This window comes from Bacillus cereus group sp. MYBK220-1, from assembly GCF_051916445.1.
Classification (GTDB): domain Bacteria; phylum Bacillota; class Bacilli; order Bacillales; family Bacillaceae_G; genus Bacillus_A; species Bacillus_A cereus.
The window spans coordinates 261,510-284,476 of the sequence record NZ_JBQAGQ010000002.1 but is presented as its reverse complement, the minus strand read 5'-3'; the positions used below and the strand labels follow the sequence as shown (position 1 = coordinate 284,476).

Genomic DNA, 22,967 nt, shown 5'->3' with positions numbered 1-22,967 from the left:
GTTTTAATAACCTTGAAGGTAGGAATTTTTAATGAACTCGAAAGCAAAATTTAGTATTCGCTACAAAATTATGGCTGGTTATTTAGTTATCATTTTGTTCTTGCTTGTTTCTTTCATTATGTTAAACAATGAGATTTCCAGCTTACAAAAATCTCGTAATTTTATTATTGATCACGATTTTAAAGTTCTCAATTTAACGAATCAAGTGGAGAAAGAGTTACTAACAATTGAAAATAAAGCGAAAGGGTTTATCATTTCTAATAACCCTACTTACGTGCAATCCCTTAACTCTGCGGAAAAGGATTACGAAAAACATTATCAAGATCTTTTTGCTTTATTAGAGGATAATCCCTCTCAGCAAGAAAAATTAAAACAGATTAACGAAAACATTACTAGTTGGATTAATAAAGAGATTCACCCACTCATTACAAATAATAATAGTAATAATGTACAAACAATGGACACGACTCAAATTCAGTCATTACAATCACAGCTAACTAACTTCCGTAGCACTGAGGAGCAACTAACAAAAAAAAGAGCTGCACAATTAGATATTGAAAATAATAAATTAGAGATTTGGTTATACAGTTTATTGTTCTTACTTTCTTGTTTTGCCATTATCGTTTCACTTTATATTTCCAATTCCATTACAAAAACGATTAAAAATGTAATTCAAGCTATTAAATCCATTTCTTCTAAAGAAAAAATTACGGAAAGAATTCATGTAAACAGCCATGATGAAATAAAAGATCTTGCTCATACAACAAATCACCTACTAGACGAAATATCGAAAAGAGAATGGTTACAAACTGAGCTTGCAGAATTAATTTTAATGTATCAAGGTGTATCTTCTATTGAGATGTTAGGTAACAAAATTTTGAGTGGAATTATACAGAAAACGCAAACTTCTTGCGGTGCATTTTATGTACGTGAAGAATATGAAGAAACTGTCTACTATGTGAAAAAAGCTTCTTTCGCCGATCAAGGTGCTGATATTGGGAAACAATCCATTCAAATGGGTGAAGGTTTCATTGGACAGTCTGCCTTAGAAAAGAAAAGTTTTATTCTCAGGGATATACCCGAAGAGTTTCGTTATGTCACTAGCGGAGTATTAGAAATACGTCCTAAAAATCTATTAATCATCCCTATCTTATTTGAGGATGAAGTAATCGCAGTAATGGAGTTAGTAAGTGTAACTGAGATTTCAGATTTACATCAAGATTTAATTCAACAAACCGTTGATAATCTAGGTTTAACAATCCATAGCATTATGGGACGTATGCGAATTCAAACTCTTTTACATGAATCACAAGCAATGACAGAAGAGTTACAAGTTCAATCAGAAGAATTGCAAACGCAAGCGGAAGAACTACAAATGCAAGCAGAAGAATTACGAACAACGAATGAACAATTAGAGTCTAGAACTGAAGAGGCTGAGCAGAAGACAGCTGACTTACAAATTACCAAATCAGAATTAGAAGAAAAAGCAAGCGAGTTGTTACGCAGCTCAAAATACAAATCTGAGTTCCTAGCAAATATGTCACATGAATTACGCACACCGTTAAATAGTATTTTACTATTATCTGAAATGTTAAGAGAAAATCATGATAACAATTTATCCGACGATGAAATTGAATTAGCAACTGTCATTCATTCATCAGGGAAAGACTTACTTACTTTAATTAATGACATACTAGATTTATCTAAAGTAGAAGCAGGCAAACTAGACATCATTTTTGAGGCAACGAACATAAGTGACATGGCAGCCAATATGCATCAAAACTTTTTACATATAGCTGCACAAAAAAATGTCGAATTTACTATTGAGGACAGTGATACGATTCCTGATCTGTTTTATACAGATGCAAAACGGATTGAGCAAATTATTAAAAACTTATTATCCAATGCATTTAAATTCACAGAAAAAGGATCCGTTTCTTTACATTTTGATTCGATAGAAACAACCAATTTGAGTCATGATATGCAGTCTATAAGTAAAGATTGGATTACAATTTCAGTAAAAGATACTGGTATTGGTATCGCTAAAGAACAGCATCAACTTATTTTCGAAGCCTTTCAACAGGCAGATGGAGCAACGATTCGAAAGTATGGTGGTACAGGATTAGGTTTATCTATTTGTAAAGAGTTTGCGAGATTATTAGGTGGTTGGATTACGTTAGAGAGTAATGTAGGAGAAGGTAGTACTTTCACGGTATATATTCCTAACCTTCCAAATGGATTACATGATATACAGTTATCCAATTTAGAAGTCGCAGCAACGATAGAAGATGTTATTCCTGCTGAAGTTGTTGAAGAAACTATCGTTACTCCAGAAACAAATAACGTCTTCCAAGAGAAAACAATTTTAATTGTCGATGATGATCATCGAAATATATTTGCGTTACAAAATGCATTAAAAAAACAAAATGCCAACATTATTACTGCCCAAAACGGCATAGAGTGTTTAGAAATACTACAAAGCAATACAAATATTGACCTTATTTTAATGGATATTATGATGCCTAATATGGACGGTTATGAAACGATGGAAAATATCCGAATGAACTTAGGGTTAAATGAAATACCTATTATCGCATTAACTGCTAAAGCAATGCCAAATGATAAGGAAAAATGTTTATCTGCTGGCGCTTCAGATTATATAAGTAAACCATTAAATCTACATCAACTCTATTCGGTAATGAGTGTATGGTTAATAAAATAAGTGAGGTTTAGTTGGAGTGGAAAATAAGTATTATAATTTTGATCCATCAGTAGATACGGATGAGCGCACGAACTTAGAAATTGAATTACTATTGGAAGCGGTATTTAAACTATCAGGATTTGATTTTCGCCAATATGCTCGCACATCTATTTATAGAAGGATTTGTAATCGAATGCAGCTCTCTAATATCCCAACCATTTCAAAATTAATTGAAAGAGTAATTCACGAGGAAGGGGTTTTAGAACAGTTATTAAATGATTTCTCAATTAATGTAACTGAGATGTTCCGTAACCCTGCCTTTTTTAAAGCGCTTAGAGAGCATGTTATTCCTGAATTAAAAAAGCATCCCGAAATTAGAATTTGGCATGCTGGATGCGCAACTGGTGAAGAAGTATTATCAATGTCCATCTTACTTCACGAAGAAGGATTAAGTGAAAAGTCGGTTATTTACGCAACAGATATGAATACAAATGTGTTAGAAAAAGCAAAACAAGGTATCCTCCCGTTAAATAAAATGCAAACTTATACGAAAAACTATTTACAAGCTGGCGGTACACAAGCGTTTTCTAACTATTATTCAACAGATAATCGTTTTGCTTATTTTAATCCATCACTTTTACAAAACATTATTTTTGCACAGCATAATTTAGTAACCGATCAATCTTTTAACGAGTTTCATATTATACTTTGTCGTAACGTTTTAATTTACTTTACAAGTAAACTTCAAAATCAAGTGCAGCAACTATTTTATGAAAGCTTAGGTCACAATGGTTTTCTATGTTTAGGGAATAAAGAAACTCTTCGTTTTTCAAATATAATGCCGCATTATACTCAATTTAATCCTAGCGAACAAATTTATCAAAAAATACAATAAAAAGCGTATGAAATCCTCTGTTTGGATTTCATACGCTTTTTATTTCGCATTCGTTTGTATCATAATGAGACACATATCATCTGATTGCGCTTTCTTTTGTTCTTCCTTGTAAAACCCTTCTATCTCGCCTTCTAAATCTCCCCATTTTCTTTCTGTAAAAGTACGTAATTTCTCTTCAGCCTCAAATTCATCATTTGCAATTGCTTCAAGAACACCATCTGTAAACAATAGTATTTGAGCGTTCTTCTCAAAAGGTATAACTGTCTTTTTAACTTTTATTTCATCAAAAAATCCTACCGCACAACTCCCGCGATCTAGTTCAACTACATTTGTTTCATCAACTAAAACATATCCAGAAGGATGCCCTGCATTTACATATTCAACTGTTCTATCTTCTGTATTAACAACTAAGTATATGGCCGTAAAATAATAGGGAATATTATCATTTTCATTATGTAAAAGGGTCATATATTTATTTAATTCTTTAATAACAAGTTCTGGATCAATTAAACATTTAATCGTTTCACGTAATACAGACGAAATAAACATGCAAACTAATGAAGCAGATACACCATGTCCCATCACATCTAATAATATAATACCGTAGCGATTTTCATCGATTTTATACCAATAATACATATCTCCAGCTAGTTTAAATGAAGGTAAGTAACTTGCTTCAATTTTTATATGATCTTCTCGTAATGGGCTACTTAATAAGTTTCTTTGTACTTGCGTAGCTAAATCTAGTTCATTCCGAAGATTTTCTTCTTGTTCTTTATGCCAATTTAATTCCGATTTCAAGCGTAACGCTACACGCATACGTGCTAATAGTTCAACTTTATTTATAGGTTTCGTAATATAATCCATTGCCCCCATATCAAGAGCTTCGGCCAATTTATTTGCATCCTCTAAAGCTGTAACAAAAATAATAGGGATATCTTTAAACTTCTCCTCTTTTTGTAATCGCCTACAAACTTCAAGTCCATCAATTTCAGGCATCATAATATCTAATAATATTAAATCAATTTCATTATGCCTGGAAGAATCTTTTCCAAACTGTATGTATTCGAAGAGCTCTTGTGCAGAATTGAGCGATACAAGATCATGATATCCGGCTTGTTTTAAAATCTTCTCAATTACAAATATGTTAACCGGATTATCATCAACAATTAAAATGGACACAAGTTATTTCCCCTTTTCTTATTTAAAATGTAAATCTATTATTATTTTCTATTTTTCTAGTATTACATACTCAGTTACAAAATGAAAATTTCTTACTCAAACATATTTTTTATATAGCAAAAGAACAAACCCCCAGAAATGAGAGTTTGTTCTTTCACTCTATAAGTTTCCACTTTTAATTTAACACCATTGCTTTATCACTTAAAAGACGATCCAACTCTTCCATATGATTTGTTTCATCTGCGATCATATCTTCTAACTTTACAACTAACTCTGTCATATTTAATTTCGCTGCCTGTTCTTTTCTCGTTTCATAACGCTTAATTGTTTCATATTCTGATTGTCTAGCGGATTCTAACATTTCTCTAACATCTTCTACTTGTTTCACTGGTAAAGGGATCGTAGTGGGGATACCACCTAGCGTCTTAATTTTCTCCGCTAAATATAGGGCATGTCCTTGTTCATCACTAATTTCAGATTCAAAGAAAGGCTTTAACACTTGTCTATATATACCAGAAACTGTAGCTGCATTATGGTTATACATAATGATTGCTGCGTATTCTCCTGCTAAATCTTCATTCAATCCTTCGATTAGTTCTTTCACATCGTGTGACATTTTCATATCTCCTCCTATACTTAATAAGTACCCCTTTTCTCATGTTTTAAACATCATTATTTTTAATTTTTATGTATCTAAAAATGCGGCTTGCTTCAATTTACTTATCGCTTGTCTTTTAATACGAGAAACGTGCATTTGTGAAATACCTAACCGTTCCCCTGTATCTTTTTGATTTAAATTTTCTCCAAATATATAATGAATAACACTCTTTTCCGTGTCATTTAATACGTTAAAAATATCCTTTAAAACGAGACGCCTTTCTGTCTCTTCATATCCTTGCTCTACTTCACCTACAGATTCAATTCTCGCTACCGAACTTCCATCAGATGAATTTTCAACTACATCATCTAAGGAAGATACTCGATAATTATTTTTCGCATCCATAATCTCTAGAACTTCCTCTTCCGATAGTCCTAAATGATTTGCAATTTCTATTATCTTCGGTGAACGTTGCAGGTGATCTGTTAACTCCTCTATCGCAAGTTTAATTTTCCCGCCCAAATCTTTAATTCGTCTTGGAACGTGAATGCCCCAAGTTTTATCGCGTAAATACTTCTTTATTTCCCCTACTATCGTAGGTATTGCAAAAGGCTCAAAAGCATTCCCTATCGAATAATCATACCTTCTTATTGCACCTAAGAGCCCTAACATCCCTACTTGTATAATATCCTCATGCATCGGCCCGCCTTTTGAATAGCGATATGCAATGGAATATACGAGATTTTTATAATGATCAACTAACCTTTCCTGCGCTTCATTACATTGGTTTTGTTGGAATTCTGCAATTAGCTTAATAACGTCTTCTTTAGTAAGAGTTGTAGGTTGAGATTGGATTTCCATCATTCTCCACCTGCTCTCTTTGTATATATTTTGTCATTAAAACTGTCATGCCCTCATCATGCATAATTTGTATATCATCCATTAATGTATTGATTAAATATAAACCTAAACCATTTTCCGGCAAATGTTCTACTGGTTTACTAATATCATACGGACCAACTTTTCTTTTTAAGTTATTAAAATCAAAGCTAACCCCATTATCCGCAACCATAATTTCTAATCGATCTTCATATAGCCCAAAGACAATTGTAATTTCTCCAACGTCTTCTTTGTATGCATGTTGTACAATGTTTGTACACGCCTCACTAATAGCAATTTTCATATCTTCTATATCGTCATAAGCAAAGCCCATTCGATTCGCAACACCAGCCATTGTTAAACGAATAATAGCCACATATTCTGCCTTTGCAGGAATTTTCATTTCTATCTTTTCAAATCTCTCCATCATCCCTAGTCACCTTCTTTCTACTTTTTCAAAATCGGAATTCAAATTTAATATTTCTGTTAACCCTGTAATATCGAATAATCTTTTTAATCTTTTAGATACACCGATAAACTCTAGTTTTCCATCATTTTTCTTAACTGCTTTTAATAGCGCTATAAAAACACCTAAACCAGTACTATCCATATAATCTACGTTATGAAAATCTACTACGATATGAACCTCTTTTTCGCTTGTAATAGGCATTACCTTATTTTTTAAATCTGATGCCGTATACGCATCAATCTCACCATTAAGTTGTACCGTATAACCTACATCATTTTGCAAAATATTTATTTCCAAATTCATCATTTCCGCCCCCTTATCTCAAACTTTTACTATTTAATTACCCATAAAAATTAGGTTTAAACATATTTTTTTATTTTCATTATAAATAAATTTTCTACACCTTTCTCGGCTTAACACTTAAAAAATACTACCGAATGTTTAAACCTTATAAATTTGTGTATGTATAATGTATAAACATTATTTTTAGGGGGATCTATCTATGGAAGAGCACAACTTTAAAAAGGGAGATTTTGTTCAATTTTCTTATCGACACGATCATGCTACAACGTTAGTTGGTTCCATTATTAACATACTAACAAATACAATTGTAGTTGATATAGGTAATAGCGAGGACTTATCTCATATAGAACCGAGGCAGGTCGTAAGAATAAATAATTGTGAAAAAGTAACGATGGTTTAATACATAATGAACACTCCCCCACTTAGCAAAGCTTGAAGTGGGGGTTTCTAACGTTTCGACCTAACGGACGATTAACGTCAGGGGAGTTAACACATTAGCGAGCTGTTTCACGCTTAACCCCTCTATCCCATTTGTCCATGCATTTGGGATTACTTTTCGTAAAATGTTAGCCGCAGCATTTACATCTGCATTAATTAAAGTTTTATTTGCTGAACGATATATGCCGCGCTTTATTCGTTTTCCTGAAAAAGTTGTATTTTGGTCATTTTCTCCATACGTTGGAATGAAGTCGTTATCCAGAAAACTTGCTTTCGATGTATATGATTCTTCAGTTACAACAACTTGAATGCCTACAGCATTTGCTTTGTATGTAATCATTTGAATCAGTAAATTATGCGGGATATGACAAAACGATTGGTTATTTCTTTTTCCCATATTCGTTTCTTGTTTCCAACTTTTGTTTTGACCAATAACGATTTTACAAACTTCTTCTTCTTGAGCTAGTTTTACAATACGGTGACTAACTTTATGGAAGACGTCTTTTATTTTCAAGTAACGTTTTTGATGAAGTTTTTCTATCCTTTTAGAAGTAAAAGGTCCTTCATTCGTTTGTTTTCCATTTCAAAGAATGCTTGTAAAATGACTCTTCATTTTATTGTAATATTGATTTATGCTTTTGATATGTTTGCCCTTAACAAGGACAGGTTTCATACCTGTGTTTGTTACGATGGTTGCAAGGTTATCAATCCCTAAATCAATACTCATATAACGAGCATTCTCTTCAATAATTTGTTGTTCAGAAGGAACATCAATTACCAATTCCACTACATATTCATTGTATTTTGGAATCACACGAACTTGTTTCAGTTTACCTTCAGTGAAACCTAGTTTCCCAATATTTAATTGTAATTTCGTCTTTGGAAACTTTAAAAATCTACCGTTTTTAATGATGCAATCTTGGTTTGTATACAGAATCTCTTTTTCAGAAGAACGAATATACTTTGGAATCCTAGGCATTCCAGCATATTTGTTTGGATTCTTTTTATAGTCTTTTAAACTAGCAAAAAAAGATTTCCAATTTTGGAACAAACCTTTCATGATTGACTGGCTACATTGCGTAGGCAAAGCTCGATAATCATTTTGAATCATAGCCTTAAATAGTGCATCTAGAAAGTTGTAATCTACATAAGGTTTTTCAAAATTAGGTTCTGAAAACAAATTACATGTAATCTCTTTCTGTTCTTCTTTAGGCTTTACTTTCTCTTTTTCCAATTTCTTCTGATAGGCAAGACGTTGTGTGTCATTCATCTTAGCAATATTTTTATGAATATGATCCAGAACTTCTTTTTGCAAAGGCTGCAACTCTTTTTCTTGTGTTAATCCAGTGTACACCTGGCGTATATAAAAGTTTGTGGTGTTGTACATGTTCTTAGCGTTATGACAACATTCTTGAAAATAAGAATACATACGATGCCCTTTTTTAATCCAAATTTGAAAAGTTTTATAGTTTGACGGATTTTCCTTTGTCATTTTATTCACCTCCTTGTTAAGGATATTATAGCAAAAAACAGAACGTACGTTTCTATTATTTTCTTGAAAATAATATATTTCTTTCGATTCACCTCACCACCTTCACTTACGTTTAGAAGTGGGAGTCCTCTCGAAAGGCATATGATAGAAAGTGTAATTTTAATAAGCGGGGGTTCTTCATCCCCCGCTCATTTCTATGTAGATTACATTAAAAAAGCATCCAAATTAGTTTAATTGGATGCTTTTTTATGTATATTTATCAGTTCATTCACTTTATAGTTATATATAATAAACTTAAGATTACTATTCATTATCATACTTACGCTTTCCGTAGCATTCTAGAGAAGAATGTAACGATTAAAATAAAGACGATTGCACCTAATAACGCTGGAAGAACAAAAATGCCTCCCCATTCAGGACCCCAATGACCAAATAACGCACTACCTACCCAAGATCCAATCAAACCAGCAATCACATTACCAACTATACCTAAAGGAAAGTCTTTTCCCGTAATCATTCCAGCTAACGCACCAATAAGTCCACCTACAATACACGTAATAATAAGTCCCACAATTAGACCCCCTATATATTTTTATAATGGATTTATCAAGCTTTGGTGTTTAACCAAAGCTTGATAAACATGTATTATTCTTTATTATCCAATCCATCACTTATCTTTTGTTTCACTTTTCCGACTTTTTCTTTTATAGTTCCCTTCGTCTTCTCCCACTTCCCTTCATTTTTCAACTCTCTATCTTCTGTAACTTCACCAATTCCTTCTTTTAATTGCCCTTTTTTCTTTTCAACTTTACCAGTAATTTGTTCTTTCAGCCCGCTCTCACTCATATTTCCCATCTCCTTTTCGTAATAGATTTATAGATGTAAAGGGTACAAAATTAAATAGAATACATGCATCTTCTTTCGTGTAACCATTCACCGACTCTTTCTAAATCCTTAACGAATAACAAGATTTTCCCTTCATCTAGCTTTTCTTCGTAGAAGTTTGCTTCTTCCTCATTAAGCCCTAACTCCTGCATCTTATTTCTTAACTGATCTCCCGTTTTTTGAAAGACGTTAATAATGCTTGTCCCAAGTCCTTCCTCTTTTATTCCAATCGTGTTCACGTCTGCATTATCTGCGATTCTATCTGTCCTCTCTTTCTCATGTGTTAACACGTAAATATCTTTTTGTTCTATTCCTTTCTTCACTAGATCATTCGCCGCATTCATGACCTCTTTCTCCGTAATAAATTCATATACAAAAGGTTTACTATACTTCGTTTCCATCTTTAACTTCCTCCTTTAAAATGAATTATTTGTTATATTATATGTAGTACACCTATTTTCCCAATGTTAAACATAAAATTTGAAAAAAGTTATGTGAATTTTGATTTTAATAGAAAATGAACAACATCATTTACCACTTTAAAACATCTTCTCCTTACAATAACTACCTAAATTAACAGAAAATCGTTATAATAAAACTTAAGGAGGGATACTATGAAAAAAATCATATCTATATGCGCTCTAACCGCTCTATCTTTCACTTTAATAGGTTGTACAAACACCTCGGCTACAGATAAAGCTTCACAAGTTAAGCAAGAACACACACAACATACCTTTCAATTAAACTCCGCAAATATTTCAGACATTGAAATACTAAAAACAACAAATCATACTACTTCCAAATCTCAAACAGATAACGAAGAAATGATAAAATCTATCGTTTCAGCAGTTCAAAATGGAACACCTAAAACAATCACTTTAGATCAAAAAAAGAGAGAATCTGCACATTCTACTATTACCGTTACATATAAAGATGACTCAAAAGAAGAATTTCTTGTATGGGTTGATAATAAGGAACAAATTACAATCGCTAAAAATGAGAAGAAAGATAAGGTAGAAGGTGTGATAGTGAATATTAAAGATGCTAAAATGATGAAGGATTTCTTTTAAAATTCTAGTTAACGTTAAAAAAGAGTAGGATTAACATCCTACTCTTTTTTTAATCATGCTCAATAAATAGACTTTTATAAAAGCTATTTAAGGTCTAATTTTGCTAAATCATGTTGTAAAACATTATTTCCTTCTTGTGGGTTAAATACGATTGCACTAAGACCAAAAACATTCGTAACAACATCTCTATCTTTCGGACGAATGATTCTTACTTCATAAGCAAAAAGTGCTGGAGGAAGAGCTGCTGAACGAAAAGTAACATATCGATTAGGTGGCAATGTTTGCGTTGAAGGGTCTATTAATGGTAACAATACCGGAGAACCAGATGACCAATCAAACATTTCAACAGTTACTCTACGAGTATCGTCGGGATCAACATTCATAGCATCCACAGTAAGAAATAACGTAGCGGAATGTCTACGTAATATACCCGTTGATAAAGTTTCATTATGATGTTCACAGCATTTTTTTGGAGGGTGACCATAGCCATAACTCATACCAATTCCCCCCTTTCATTTACAATTAAGGACAAGTATTCCTTATAATATATAATGCTATTATTCTTTTATTGAAAGGTATAAAAGCGGATTTCTATCTATATTTTTGGATGTTTTATTTTTCATTTATTCGCTTTTAAAGAATGATATAGACTCTCCTATTTTGCCTTTGAATTCCTTCTAAGAATATATTCTGCCCTCATCAATCGAGGTCTTACTCCCCGACAAATAGCAGGATAAATCTATTTTGAAAAGGACCTGCTCCATTCATTCGTAAAAGCATACAGTAAATGGAATCCGTTAAAACACATGAGTGACCCCTTGGTTTTCCCTTCCTATTAAAAGGAGGAACTGTTATGGGCTTTGGTGGTAGTTGTGGTGGCTGTGGCTTCGCTGGAGGATTTGCTTTATTAGTTGTATTGTTCATTTTATTAATCATCGTTGGAGCTGCTTGCTTCTGCTAAAAAACTATCGGAAAAGACACTTTTATATGAGTGTCTTTTCTTCATAAAAAATACGCAATGTGCAGTTTAAGTGTAAGATGTAGTATTACATCCCCCTCCAAAATGAACTTCGATACTATAAATTTCGTTTAGGTGCAATCTTAAAATTTTAGTTTAATAGCAATATGGTGAAACTCTATTCCATATAATATTGCTATTGCAGAAAAGTAAAACAAACTGGACAACCTAGATTTCAAACTGTAAGATTAGATGTTGGTGAAATCGGGCAGCAAAGCATATATAGAAAATAGGTGTTAATTTTGAAAATCAATAAAAAATTTGAACCATTAATTTTTAATATCTTAATGATTTTAGGTATATCTAGTATTATCTCTTTCGTCATGGTTTCAATGAATGTTGGATATACAGCTTTATTTTTCAAATCATGGATGAAAACATGGGGAATTGCTTTCGTACTTGCATTTTTAGCTTCTAAATTATTACCCTTTGTAGTTAAAAAGATAATGAAAATCTTCACTTTTGTTGAGAATGATGCTTAAGAATAAAGTGATGTACTGCGTAGGTTCATTCCAATTAAAAGAGTTCATTATCACAAAAACTTAACCTAGTAAAATGTTTCAAATCGAAGAAAGACACCTTAAAGGTTGTCTTTTCTTTATAAGTAAAAAAAGCCCGCCTATTTCCGTAGGCGGGCTTTATCTTTATTACACAATACGAAAGTATACTCTCTTTTTCACTGAAATTTTATGTAATTATACATATTCATAAAAAGGTATATAGTAGACTATAAACTATGGGTACGCTCTATAAAGCTGATTCTTTTGAAAGGTGTCATTATAGACCCTAGCTAATTAGATGCCCATCTATCCCAAGAGTTTAAGCTTTCAGGGGATCCATCCTATTATCTTCTCTCTTCATACAATCGATTTGCTTTATACGAGCAAACGAAAAACATACATGTCGCAACGGGGATAAATGTCAAAAAAAGTCCTCTCATTAATGCAAATGGCGTTTCAAATAAGAATGACCATAGAAATGATGCACCTTGCTTATCCCATAATCCTGGCGTCAAGTATAGTTCTTTCGGATTTACAAAGGCTCCTAAATTCATTGTATTACTATACATAAATAAAAATAATATTGGCAAATAACAGATCGCTAATTCTAAAAATGTTTTAGATAGACGCTTATACTTCCCTGCTCGTGACATTGGATCTGAAAAAATGTCATCTTCACTTTCCTCATTTACCTTTTTAAAATAGTACGTACCTGACCAACGATTACCAGCTATATGCTCCCAGCCACTATCTTCAAATAATGTACAGTAATTAATAAAGTCACTTTTTCTACTAAATACTCTATGGTCTATTTTAATCGTCGCATCTTCTGGTTCTGTATATCTAAATGTATAACCAAATGTAGTGCTTTCCAGTTGATAGCCTTTCCAAGCCATCTCTTCTAACCATTTTTCCTCTTTCTCAAAATCTAAAAAGAATTTCAATTTCCACATCATCGTTTCCCCCTAACTATACGTGTAATAAACTCTTTGTAACCTCAATAATGTGCTGCATTCTCATAAAGTCTAAGTGCAATACTTCTTTCCCGCGTTCCGTAATGACATACACTTTTCTTCGTTTATCTTCACTTTTTACTGATTCTATTAACCCTTGTTTTAATAAATTTTCAACCGCACCATACAATGTACCCGCTGCGATTTTTACTTGATGATTACTCAGTTCCTCCACCTTTTGCATAATTAAATATCCATGAGCTGGCTCTAATAAAGCTAAAAGAACGTAATACGTTGTTTCCGTTAATGGTAAATTTTTATCTCTATTCATAAAGACCTCCAATGTCACGATAACTATATAGCTAAACTATATAGTTAAACTGTATAGTTTGATTTTATACAGTCAGACTGTATATGTCAAATGTAGGAATAACTTTATAACCCAAAACAAAAACGCTATCTTTTAAAAGATAACGTTTTTGTTTTACCCTTGCTTATTCTTCGCCTTCATTTGCTCTTCATAAACAAACTTCGCGGTCATAAAGTCGTTAGAAAAATCTTTCAATGCATTCTTCATTACATTTAATTCTTCTTGTGATTTAATTTCAATACTGTTTAAGAAATCAAATGCTTTTGATTGTTCCTCCGCAACAAAGTTTTGTGTCATATAATCATCTTGGAAGTCTTTCTTCGCCTTTTCTTTTACTTTATTCATTGCCTCTGTTTTGTTTATGCTTTTCATTGGATTTTCGAATGCTCCAGTAGGTTGTTCTGGTTTTGGCTCTTCTTTCTTTTCCGGCTGTTGCGCTGGTGCTGGTTGTTGTGGTTCCTGCTTTGGTTGTTCTTGTTGAACCGGCTGCTGCGCTACTTGTTGCTCTTTTTTCGCTAACTCATCTTTTAACTTCTTCACTTGCTCATCAAGAGATTTTTTTTCAGTTTCTAACACACTCATATCACTTTTCAACTTTTGCGTTTCTTCAAAATGTTCATCTACTAATTTATTATATTCTTTCTCAGAGTACATTTTTTCACTAGTTGATGTCGTTTTCTCTTTCATAACAACTACATTAATAATTACAAATAAGGCTACAATTCCTATTAACGCACCGAAAATCTTCTTTTTGTTCATGATTAATCCTCCAAAATGTAAAATTTCAAAAATTATCATAACAGACCAATTCGCTTTCCCCTGTCATATTTTGTCGAATCAATACAATAAAAAAAAGCATCTGAAACAGATGCTTTTTCTCATTCTTAATACGTAAACGTAATCGTCACTAAAGAATACCCTTCTTTCGCATTGTAAGGCTCCGCTTTATAAGAAACTCTATTTGCCCCTTGCGGATAATCGATTTCACCAATTGCCTTTTTCACATCTTGCAGTGCACCATTCATTGATTGCTTGTATAGCACTTCAATTTTCTCTGGTTTTGCACTATAGCGTTGCTGCATTTTATTTTTTAATTCGGTATAGTTATTTGCGATATATTCATTTCCTAAATAGTTTAACTTTGTATCTTTTAATATTTGTTGATATGCAGGCGTTTTCGTACTACCTGCCGCAATTTTGTTTGTCAGTGTACTATAATAATTCGTTGTAGCTTGCGGGTAGTCTCCGCGGTTCCACTCATGATTTCTTGCGATTTGTTCATCTGATAAATTGAAATACGAATACGTTACGCGGCCCTGCTCATCTGGAACCGGATCATCAAATGTTGTATCAAGATGATACCATTTGTTTTCGATTTTCACTAAATTCCAAGCATGAGGTTGTCCGTCCCCAGTTCCTGTCACGAAATGATTTTCAATTCCTGCTTCTTTTAATAATTGATACGTTAATAGTGCGTAACCTTGGCAAACCGCAGAACGATTTACAAGTGCTTCATATGCTGTGTAAGCTTTATAAGACGTATCATAAGAAACATGTTTTACTACGTAATCATGAATCGCCTTCACTTTTTCGTGATCGTCCATTCCAACTTGAGTAATAGAAGAAACGATTGCTTTCGCTTGTTTCATGACATATTCCGTCTGTTCTTTCGTTTCACGATATGTAATCTTAAGCGTAAATGTATAATTTCCAGGTGATCCAGAAAGTCCATATGAAACATTCGATCTATTATTATTTGTATACTCATTTTTACTTGCAACTTCTTTATATGCGTTAAAAAGTGTATTCATCACTTCGTTTGTATTATTGTTTTTCGTTTTATATGGAAGGGTAATATTTGTCTCGTATGTATTAATACGCTTTTGTACTTCCTCTTTAAACGCTGTTAATAATGCAGCATCTCCTGTATCTTTCACATCGGCATTTTTATATTTCAAAGTTTTATATAAAAACTGCGCATACTGTTCACGTGTTACTGTGCCATACGGTTCAAAATTCCCGTTCCCTGTGCCATCTGCGATTCCATTTGACTGCACCGCACTAATTGCATTTTCTGCCCAAAATGGATTTGGAACATCCTTAAAGGTATGTTTTTGTTTTGCCGCAAGATGGAAAGCATTTGTAAGAATTTGTGCCATTTCCGCACGACTCACAGAAGCTTTCGGTCTAAATTGGCCATTTTCATCACCTTTAAAAACTCCTAAATTCGTTAAAGTTAACACCTCTTCTGGGAACATTGTAGAACTTTGATTAATATCACCGTAAGGATTTTTAAACGTAGATCCATCCTTTAATACGTAACGAGTTCCACCATTACTAAACGAACCGCCTTGTTTATTTGGTACTAACACTCGATAAATTAAAGCCGCAACTTGCTCCCTTGTCGCAACATCTCCAAAACCAAATATCCCATTTCCATAACCGGAAATAATATTCTTACTCGCTAAATCTTTAATCGCAGGATATGACCAATGTGATGTCGGCACATCAGAAAAAACACCCACTTCAGCAGCTTTTACATCGCTGCCATTTGTATATAACAACGCACCACCAATCAGTGATAATGATGTAATTGATTTTAATAGTTTTGTATACATAATGTCTTCTCCCAATACGCTCTCTATTTTTGTTGGTTTATGTCGAAAAATCTAAAAATATGACAAAATATATTATACAATTAAAAGTTTTTGAGGGATATATTGAATTTTAAAATATGCAAAAATTCATATTAATATATTTTTCCGTATTAATATTATGTTGTTTTGCTTGTGAATATATATAAGTAGTCAAGTCAACACAAATAATAAAAAGACAGCTATCCATAGATAGCTGTCTTTTTATTAAATCCAATTTAATTATTTTGAAAATCTAGCATACCCCAAGAAGTGCTTTTGAGTGTATGAACTATTTATCTTACTTTTAATTACACCTGTTGTTTCGTCAGCAGCATGAATATATTCACCATTCCCTAAATATATTCCTAAATGAGAAGGACCCGCTTTATATGTATTCTGTAAGAATACTAAATCTCCTGGTTGAGGATCACTTATTTTTGTAACCATTCCCCAGTATCCTGCAACACTTGTTCTCACAATGTTATATCCATTATTTTTAAATACGTAATAAATAAAGCCACTACAATCAAATCCATTTGGTCCTGTCCCAGCTTCAACATACGGCTTTCCAAGTTGTTTTAAAGCTAAATCAATTACTCCAGAAGAACCAGAATCTGTTTGGTTTAGGTTCATCCACTTGTCGCCTTCCCATGTTTTAATCTTCAACCATCCACTAGTTGTCCCATCTATTACTCTAAAATTCTGCGGACTATATAATGCTCCAGCGTTTGCTTTGCCTGAACTAAATGAAGGCTCGTTATACGCATAGAATGCTTTTTCTATGAACCTTTCTTCTCCATCTAGATTCAGCCATTTCTCGCCTTCCCATGTTTTAACCTTTAACCATCCATTAGGTGTCCCATCCACAACTCTAAAATTCTGCGGATTATATAATGCTCCAGCGTTTGCTTTTCCTGCATTAAATGAAGCTTCGTTATACGCATAGAATGCTTTGTTTATGAATCTTTCTTCTCCATCTGGATTGATCCACTTATAACCTTCATAAGTACTTACCTTCATCCAGCCATTTTCTTTTTTTTCTACTACTCCCCAATTTTGTGGGTTAAATGGTGCTCCATAATTTGCTTTCTGTGCATTAAATGAAGGCTCATTATATGCATAAATCGTTTTGTTGACGGTAATTTGTTCAGCCGCAGGATTCATCCATTTTTCGCCTTCCCACGTCTTAAATTTAAGCCAACCATCTGTTGTTCCATCTACTATTCTAAATGTTTGTCGCCCGTACTTCGCTCCAGCATTCGCAACCTTTGATGAGAGAGAAGGTTCATCATATGCATAGAAATCTCCCATGACACGTTCTTCCCCATTCAAGTTAATCCAAACTGGACCTTCCCATGTTTCAATCTTCCACCAGCCATTATCTCTTTTTTCCATGACTCCTACATTTTGAGCACCATACTCTGATCCGCCATTTGTTTTAGCTGAATTAAAAGATGGTTCTTTATACCCATAGAATGATTGATTCACGTATTCTGAACTATTAGCAGCGTGAGTTACCATACTGAATGTCGAGATAGATAGAATAAAAAACAATAAGATTCCTATACTTTTCTTAAACATAAAAATATCCTCCCTTTTATTTTGTCTAATATATAATTTTCGAAGCAAAGAATAGATATATCCTATTTCATTATTTTAATTCTCACTTTTTTACGTCCCCATTCACGTGCTTGCTTTTCTGTAGGAAACAGAACATCAATTTTATTGCCTTTAATAGCCCCACCTGTATCTCCAGCAATTGCATCACCGTATCCTTCAACCCAAACTTTCGTTCCTAGTTTAATAACTTTAGGATCAACTGCAATTAACTTGATGTTAGGATTTTTTCCTATGTCTATTCCAGACGCCGTAATCCTTTCATTTGGTGGACTACCTTCTACACTATATGCAGTAGCTTCCACGTAGAATTCTACGCCTGTATCTTCCGCATTTAAATTCAGCCACTTGTCGCCTTCCCATGTTTTAATCTTCAACCACCCACTAGTTGTCCCATCTACAACTCTAAAATTCTGCGGACTATATAATGCTCCAGCGTTTGCTTTGCCTGAGCTAAATGAAGGCTCGTTATACGCATAGAATGATTTGTTTATGAATCTTTCTTCTCCATCTAGATTCAGCCATTTCTCGCCTTCCCATGTTTTAACCTTCAACCATCCACTAGGTGTTCCATCCACAACTCTAAAATTTTGTGGACTATATAATGCTCCAGCGTTTGCTTTAGCTGCATTAAATGAAGCTTCGTTATACGCATAGAATGATTTGTTTATGAACCTTTCTTCTCCATCTGGATTGATCCACTTATAACCTTCATAAGTACTTACTTTCATCCAGCCATTTTCTTTTTTTTCTACTACTCCCCAATTTTGCGGGTTAAATGGTGCTTCATAATTTGCTTTCTGTGCATTAAATGAAGGTTCATTATACGCATAGATTGTTTTGTTGACAGTAATTTGTTCAGCCGTAGGATTCATCCACTTGTCGCCTTCCCACGTCTTAAATTTTAGCCAACCATCTGTTGTTCCATCTACTATTCTAAATGTTTGTCGCCCGTACTTCGCTCCAGCATTCGCAACCTTTGATGAGAAAGAAGGTTCATCATATGCATAGAAATCTCCCATGACACGTTCTTCCCCATTTAAGTTAATCCAAACTGGACCTTCCCATGTTTCAATCTTCCACCAACCATTATCTCTTTTTTCCACGACTCCTACATTTTGAGCACCATACTCTGATCCGCCATTTGTTTTAACTGAATTAAAAGATGGCTCCTTATACCCATAGAATGATTGATTCACATATTCTGAACTACTAGCAGCGTGAGTTACTATACTAAATGTAGAAATAGATAAAATGAAAATTAATAGCAATGATACGCCTTTTTTAAACATATAAACTTTTCACCTCTTCCTTTTTTTAACAGTATATTACCATAAGTACATTAACATAAATTTCTTTATTTATCTATAATTTACCATATTAATTGGTAAACAATTTAGATTATTATATTTCTTTTAAACCCTCTCTATTCAAGGCATAATTGGGTTCAATGTAATATGAAATACAAGATATGCAATATTGCATATCTTGTATTTTTTATATTAAATTATTAATCTATTCCTTTCTTATACAAAAGTATCTAATTTTTGCTAGTTTCTCTTCTTTTTAAAATAACTATTTAGAGATAGTTTTATTAAATTTTTCACTACTAGTCACAAAAATATCTTATAATCTTTATATAATAAATTAATGTATTAGGGGTAGATAAAATGCCAGTTACACTCGAACTTATTCTTTTCATTCTTATAGCAATTAGTGCTGTTGGCTATTTAATAAAAGAATTTCAAAAAACTAGGAAACGAACACTTGGAATTTCACTAGAATTTTTAGTTCTTTTCTGGTCAATATGGAGAATATCAACTATCATAATCTAATTTATAAAACATGAATTCCTTCGAATGAAGTGAAACTCTAATCAGCGGGGTTATAGGATAAATTTACCAGTATTTTTACCACAACATCCATGTTAAAATCCCTTGTGAGTACGACATAACTCGACCTTATGAAGCTCCGCAGCTTTTATCGCGGAGCTTTTTTTATTTAAAATAACTATTTTGTTCACTTTTTTGATACATTTACGAAACATTCATATGTTACGTTATATAAGTCCTTTTTTAAATCTTATTCATTCTAGCAAAAAGTCCTAGTCCCCCTAGGGCTTTTTGCATTCAAACAATGAGTTGTATTTTTTCTCAATAACCGAAACTACTTAAGGTGGTAAAATAATAATTGGACTGGCATCCAATACCATATTACAATGGAGCAAATCGCAAGAAGGCACCTTAGGGTGTCTTTTTTATAGAGAATCGGTTTAAAAACTACAAATAAAAGAACCTCAATAAATGAGGTTCAAAAAATCTACTATTTTAAATTACCTTCGTAAAAAGCAACTCCATTTTGAACATGTTTTAAGTACCACGTAATCGTCCCGCCACAAACATTTTCATTAAAACTATTAGCATATACTCCATTTGAGTAATAAAGAGTTCTTTTGAATTTACCATTAGAATACTCATAAGGAATTGAGCATGTGGCTTGCTTCGGAGAGCTCACAGCTTTTTGTGTATCAGCTGAAGCTGCACCAATTCCTCCTGTTAATGCAATACCTGTTGCTAACGCTCCTACTACTAATTTCTTGAACATAATAAATCCCCCTTTAATAGTTTTTATAGATTACAACTTAAATGTATCACTTTTATAATTTATGTAAATATCTTGAATATGTAGAAATATTTATTTAATTATTGGTAATATTGGAATTTCATTTTATCAAATGGAAAATAGAGGAATTGGAAAGGCATGTGAAAATACAGCTAGGTTTATATTAAATGAAAGTGGTTCAAGTCGGCGGAAGGCACCTTAGGGTGTCTTTTTTGTACATAAAAAAATCTCACCATCTTATAGAAACGATAAGCCCTTTAAAACAATAATTGCAACTATATTAATTTTACATTACATTAAGGTTAGAGAATGTTCTTATTTTAATAAAGTGCTAAATAGTAGGTGGAAAAATGGAATTTAACGATTTGGGTATTACCATTAAAGAACTTAGAATCAAAAAAAATATATCACAATCCGAATTATGTCATGGAATATGTTCACAAAGTCAAATTAGCAAGATTGAAAAAGGTATGATTTATCCATCTAGTATATTGTTATATCAATTATCAGAAAGACTTGGTATTGACCCAAATAATATATTTGCACTAACTCAAAACAAAAGATTAAAATATGTAGAAAATGTAAAATACGTAATAAAAGATTGCTTAAAGCAAAAACAATATAAAGAACTTTATGAAATAGTAAAAAAAGAGAAAAACTTAAATAATTTTCAAACAAAAGATGAGAAACAATTTCTAATGTGGCATGAAGCAATTGCTGTATTTATGGTGGATAAATCAATAAAAACTGCTTTAGATTTTTTAAATCATGCATTAAAACTGACTTTAACTAATTCTGATTTTTTATCAGAAAGAGAAATAGATATTATGCAAACAATGGCTATATTTTATGCAGAAAATAAAGAATATGAAAAAAGTATTAATATATTCAAAAGATGTTTAACTAATTTTAATAAATTAGATTTTCCTAGAGATAAAGAAATTAAATTAAAACTCATGTTAAATTTAGCAAAATGTTTCGACTTCACATATCAATATGAAGAGGCAATAAAGTACATTGATAAGGGTATCAAATTAGCAATTAATCTACATACTTTATACCTACTAGGTGAACTATTCTATTTAAAAGGTCAGTGTTTATTAAAAATGAAACAACATAATGTAGAAGATGTTATTTATAACTGGAAAAAAGCATTATTTATATTTGAACTAACAGAAAAAGAATATTATACAAAAGTGATACCAGATGAACTTATTGAAATACAAAATAAAAAACACTCATAATTTCATAAAAACTACTTACAAATCCTACAGAAAAAATTCTTATAGCTTTTAAACTTAGATCGATAATATTAAAATTAATTTAAGTCGGCGAAAGGCACCTTTAGGTGTCTTTTTTTTATTTTTACAAGGACCTGCTCAATTAATTCTTAAAAACATAATAGGAAACATTGTTTTATTTATCCCATTTTCATTCATGCTATATATAAAATTCGTTAATAAATCCACCTCAAATACTAGTTCCTTTTATAAGCCGTTTTTTTGATGTAGATGACATTATTCTCCATACAATAGAATGAATTATGGGAACATATTTAGCAATATATATCAAAAAAACATAAAAAAAAACCCTTCACCTTAAGGTAGAAGGGATCTTCAAATTTCCGTAAAGATAACCCAAAACATATGTGCACCTGCATCTGGATATCCTAAACTTCTTTCGCCAACTACCGCTCCTCTGCCGAACAATCTTTCACCGATAGATTGTATGCCGTGAAGTGCTACTTGTAACATTTCAATTCAGATATACGACAGTAAAGAATACATCATTACAGTGTCAGCAAGAAAAAGTGTATTCTGCATTTCTGAAAACAGTAGATGGCAGATTATGACCTACTGAATCTGCTAAGAAAGAATATACAAGAACATCCTTAACATCCTCTCTATTTCCACTAATGATGACATCAAGGAAATCTTCTACTTGGAATTCTGGAGTAAACAACACAATCTTAGTTGTTCTGTTTGGTTCTAAAGAAACAAAAGTACGAGAGATTTCAACTAATTCATTTTGAGTTGGGAAAAAGGTGTTTCGACTTCTCTTAACAGTTACCGTTACATTACTAGTATGGCAACGTGAATCATTGTTTAACATAATGTTGAGAGCAGTTGGAATAATCCCATTTTCAGAGACTGGAACTCGAAACACTCCAGTAGATTTATGAGCCATATAATCACATCCTTTCAAAATAAAATATATTTACAATATATTAGATGCAAAAAACGTTCATTTTGATATGGACAAATTATGTAATTAATATATTTATAATAACCCTTGGTATTACTAAGCCAATGTTTTAAAAGATTAACAAATATCGCGAG

At 32.5% G+C, this 22,967-nt stretch carries 24 protein-coding genes and 2 pseudogenes; 7 read left to right on the top strand and 19 right to left on the bottom strand.

The window, feature by feature from the left end:
• The first annotated feature begins 31 nt into the window (after window positions 1-31).
• Window positions 32-2,722: an ATP-binding protein gene (locus ACTFRU_RS08335; RefSeq protein WP_440037596.1), complete on the top strand. Its 2,691-nt coding sequence runs from the start codon at window positions 32-34 to the stop codon at window positions 2,720-2,722.
• Between the two features lie 16 nt (window positions 2,723-2,738).
• On the top strand, window positions 2,739-3,596 hold the full coding sequence (locus ACTFRU_RS08330) for a CheR family methyltransferase (protein WP_324655651.1): 858 nt from the start codon (window positions 2,739-2,741) through the stop codon (window positions 3,594-3,596).
• A gap of 39 nt (window positions 3,597-3,635) precedes the next feature.
• Here the strand turns inward: ACTFRU_RS08330 and ACTFRU_RS08325 are convergent, their stop codons facing one another.
• The 5 genes from ACTFRU_RS08325 to rsbV form a co-directional block, all read right to left on the bottom strand.
• Window positions 3,636-4,778: a fused response regulator/phosphatase gene (locus tag ACTFRU_RS08325; protein ID WP_000025520.1), complete on the bottom strand. Its 1,143-nt coding sequence runs from the start codon at window positions 4,776-4,778 to the stop codon at window positions 3,636-3,638.
• Between the two features lie 175 nt (window positions 4,779-4,953).
• Complete coding sequence (locus ACTFRU_RS08320; protein ID WP_088362525.1) at window positions 4,954-5,394, bottom strand: ferritin-like domain-containing protein; 441 nt, start codon at window positions 5,392-5,394, stop codon at window positions 4,954-4,956.
• A 69-nt stretch (window positions 5,395-5,463) separates the two neighbouring features.
• Entirely contained in the window at window positions 5,464-6,240 is a 777-nt protein-coding gene (gene sigB, locus ACTFRU_RS08315; RefSeq protein WP_015055091.1) for an RNA polymerase sigma factor SigB, read from the bottom strand.
• Entirely contained in the window at window positions 6,203-6,685 is a 483-nt protein-coding gene (gene rsbW / locus ACTFRU_RS08310) for an anti-sigma B factor RsbW (protein ID WP_003269702.1), read from the bottom strand. The genes sigB and rsbW overlap by 38 nt, the downstream gene beginning before the upstream one ends.
• A 6-nt stretch (window positions 6,686-6,691) precedes the next feature.
• Window positions 6,692-7,030, bottom strand: a complete 339-nt coding sequence (gene rsbV, locus ACTFRU_RS08305) for an anti sigma b factor antagonist RsbV (protein ID WP_002106052.1) — start codon at window positions 7,028-7,030, stop codon at window positions 6,692-6,694.
• A 196-nt stretch (window positions 7,031-7,226) separates the two neighbouring features.
• Between rsbV and ACTFRU_RS08300 the strand changes: the two genes are divergently transcribed.
• Window positions 7,227-7,427 (top strand): hypothetical protein, encoded by a 201-nt coding sequence (locus ACTFRU_RS08300; RefSeq protein WP_029442044.1) that lies wholly within the window; start codon window positions 7,227-7,229, stop codon window positions 7,425-7,427.
• A 60-nt stretch (window positions 7,428-7,487) separates the two neighbouring features.
• Here the strand turns inward: ACTFRU_RS08300 and ACTFRU_RS08295 are convergent.
• The 4 genes and pseudogenes from ACTFRU_RS08295 to ACTFRU_RS08280 all read right to left on the bottom strand — a co-directional run bounded on the left by ACTFRU_RS08295 (window position 7,488) and on the right by ACTFRU_RS08280 (window position 10,243).
• A pseudogene (locus tag ACTFRU_RS08295) lies at window positions 7,488-8,957 on the bottom strand (RNA-guided endonuclease InsQ/TnpB family protein).
• A gap of 319 nt (window positions 8,958-9,276) precedes the next feature.
• On the bottom strand, window positions 9,277-9,528 hold the full coding sequence (locus ACTFRU_RS08290) for a GlsB/YeaQ/YmgE family stress response membrane protein (protein WP_000522903.1): 252 nt from the start codon (window positions 9,526-9,528) through the stop codon (window positions 9,277-9,279).
• Window positions 9,529-9,602: 74 nt separating this feature from the next.
• The gene (locus ACTFRU_RS08285) at window positions 9,603-9,803 is read right to left on the bottom strand and encodes a CsbD family protein (protein WP_053565102.1); all 201 of its coding nucleotides are present in this window, start codon (window positions 9,801-9,803) and stop codon (window positions 9,603-9,605) included.
• Window positions 9,804-9,853: 50 nt separating this feature from the next.
• Window positions 9,854-10,243 (bottom strand): general stress protein, encoded by a 390-nt coding sequence (locus ACTFRU_RS08280; RefSeq protein WP_016125605.1) that lies wholly within the window; start codon window positions 10,241-10,243, stop codon window positions 9,854-9,856.
• Between the two features lie 213 nt (window positions 10,244-10,456).
• Here ACTFRU_RS08280 and ACTFRU_RS08275 point away from each other — a divergent pair, with 213 nt between their 5' ends.
• Window positions 10,457-10,912 (top strand): hypothetical protein, encoded by a 456-nt coding sequence (locus ACTFRU_RS08275; protein ID WP_088362523.1) that lies wholly within the window; start codon window positions 10,457-10,459, stop codon window positions 10,910-10,912.
• 83 nt (window positions 10,913-10,995) lie between these two features.
• Here ACTFRU_RS08275 and ACTFRU_RS08270 read toward each other — a convergent pair whose 3' ends face one another.
• Entirely contained in the window at window positions 10,996-11,409 is a 414-nt protein-coding gene (locus ACTFRU_RS08270) for a hypothetical protein (RefSeq protein ID WP_000120208.1), read from the bottom strand.
• 356 nt (window positions 11,410-11,765) lie between these two features.
• Here ACTFRU_RS08270 and ACTFRU_RS08265 point away from each other — a divergent pair, with 356 nt between their 5' ends.
• Both ACTFRU_RS08265 and ACTFRU_RS08260 read left to right on the top strand, forming a co-directional pair.
• Entirely contained in the window at window positions 11,766-11,873 is a 108-nt protein-coding gene (locus ACTFRU_RS08265) for a YjcZ family sporulation protein (protein ID WP_000505670.1), read from the top strand.
• Between the two features lie 299 nt (window positions 11,874-12,172).
• Window positions 12,173-12,412: a DUF2798 domain-containing protein gene (locus ACTFRU_RS08260; RefSeq protein WP_088362522.1), complete on the top strand. Its 240-nt coding sequence runs from the start codon at window positions 12,173-12,175 to the stop codon at window positions 12,410-12,412.
• A gap of 362 nt (window positions 12,413-12,774) precedes the next feature.
• On the opposite strand, the gene ACTFRU_RS08255 is transcribed toward ACTFRU_RS08260, so the two are convergent.
• From ACTFRU_RS08255 to ACTFRU_RS08225, 7 genes are all read right to left on the bottom strand, one after another.
• Entirely contained in the window at window positions 12,775-13,386 is a 612-nt protein-coding gene (locus ACTFRU_RS08255) for a DUF2812 domain-containing protein (RefSeq protein ID WP_102956750.1), read from the bottom strand.
• A gap of 13 nt (window positions 13,387-13,399) precedes the next feature.
• The gene (locus ACTFRU_RS08250; RefSeq protein WP_001078066.1) at window positions 13,400-13,714 is read right to left on the bottom strand and encodes a PadR family transcriptional regulator; all 315 of its coding nucleotides are present in this window, start codon (window positions 13,712-13,714) and stop codon (window positions 13,400-13,402) included.
• A 153-nt stretch (window positions 13,715-13,867) separates the two neighbouring features.
• Complete coding sequence (locus ACTFRU_RS08245) at window positions 13,868-14,512, bottom strand: hypothetical protein (RefSeq protein WP_001035208.1); 645 nt, start codon at window positions 14,510-14,512, stop codon at window positions 13,868-13,870.
• Between the two features lie 125 nt (window positions 14,513-14,637).
• Window positions 14,638-16,371 carry an S-layer homology domain-containing protein gene (locus tag ACTFRU_RS08240; protein WP_102956751.1) on the bottom strand — a complete coding sequence of 578 codons (1,734 nt, stop codon included), beginning with the start codon at window positions 16,369-16,371 and terminating at the stop codon, window positions 14,638-14,640.
• A 258-nt stretch (window positions 16,372-16,629) separates the two neighbouring features.
• Window positions 16,630-17,970 carry a C40 family peptidase gene (locus ACTFRU_RS08235; protein ID WP_000474055.1) on the bottom strand — a complete coding sequence of 447 codons (1,341 nt, stop codon included), beginning with the start codon at window positions 17,968-17,970 and terminating at the stop codon, window positions 16,630-16,632.
• Between the two features lie 62 nt (window positions 17,971-18,032).
• Window positions 18,033-19,298 carry a 3D domain-containing protein gene (locus ACTFRU_RS08230; RefSeq protein WP_440037595.1) on the bottom strand — a complete coding sequence of 422 codons (1,266 nt, stop codon included), beginning with the start codon at window positions 19,296-19,298 and terminating at the stop codon, window positions 18,033-18,035.
• A 1,030-nt stretch (window positions 19,299-20,328) separates the two neighbouring features.
• Window positions 20,329-20,610, bottom strand: coding sequence for an LCI fold-containing protein (locus ACTFRU_RS08225; RefSeq protein WP_000473814.1), 282 nt, complete (start codon window positions 20,608-20,610; stop codon window positions 20,329-20,331).
• Window positions 20,611-20,978: 368 nt separating this feature from the next.
• Here ACTFRU_RS08225 and ACTFRU_RS08220 point away from each other — a divergent pair, with 368 nt between their 5' ends.
• Entirely contained in the window at window positions 20,979-21,872 is an 894-nt protein-coding gene (locus ACTFRU_RS08220; protein ID WP_025710317.1) for a helix-turn-helix domain-containing protein, read from the top strand.
• A gap of 372 nt (window positions 21,873-22,244) precedes the next feature.
• Here ACTFRU_RS08220 and ACTFRU_RS08215 read toward each other — a convergent pair.
• A pseudogene (locus ACTFRU_RS08215) lies at window positions 22,245-22,385 on the bottom strand (dihydroxyacetone kinase, ATP-dependent); the annotation flags it as partial.
• A gap of 40 nt (window positions 22,386-22,425) precedes the next feature.
• Window positions 22,426-22,815 (bottom strand): hypothetical protein, encoded by a 390-nt coding sequence (locus ACTFRU_RS08210; RefSeq protein WP_000940665.1) that lies wholly within the window; start codon window positions 22,813-22,815, stop codon window positions 22,426-22,428.
• Window positions 22,816-22,967 lie beyond the last annotated feature (152 nt).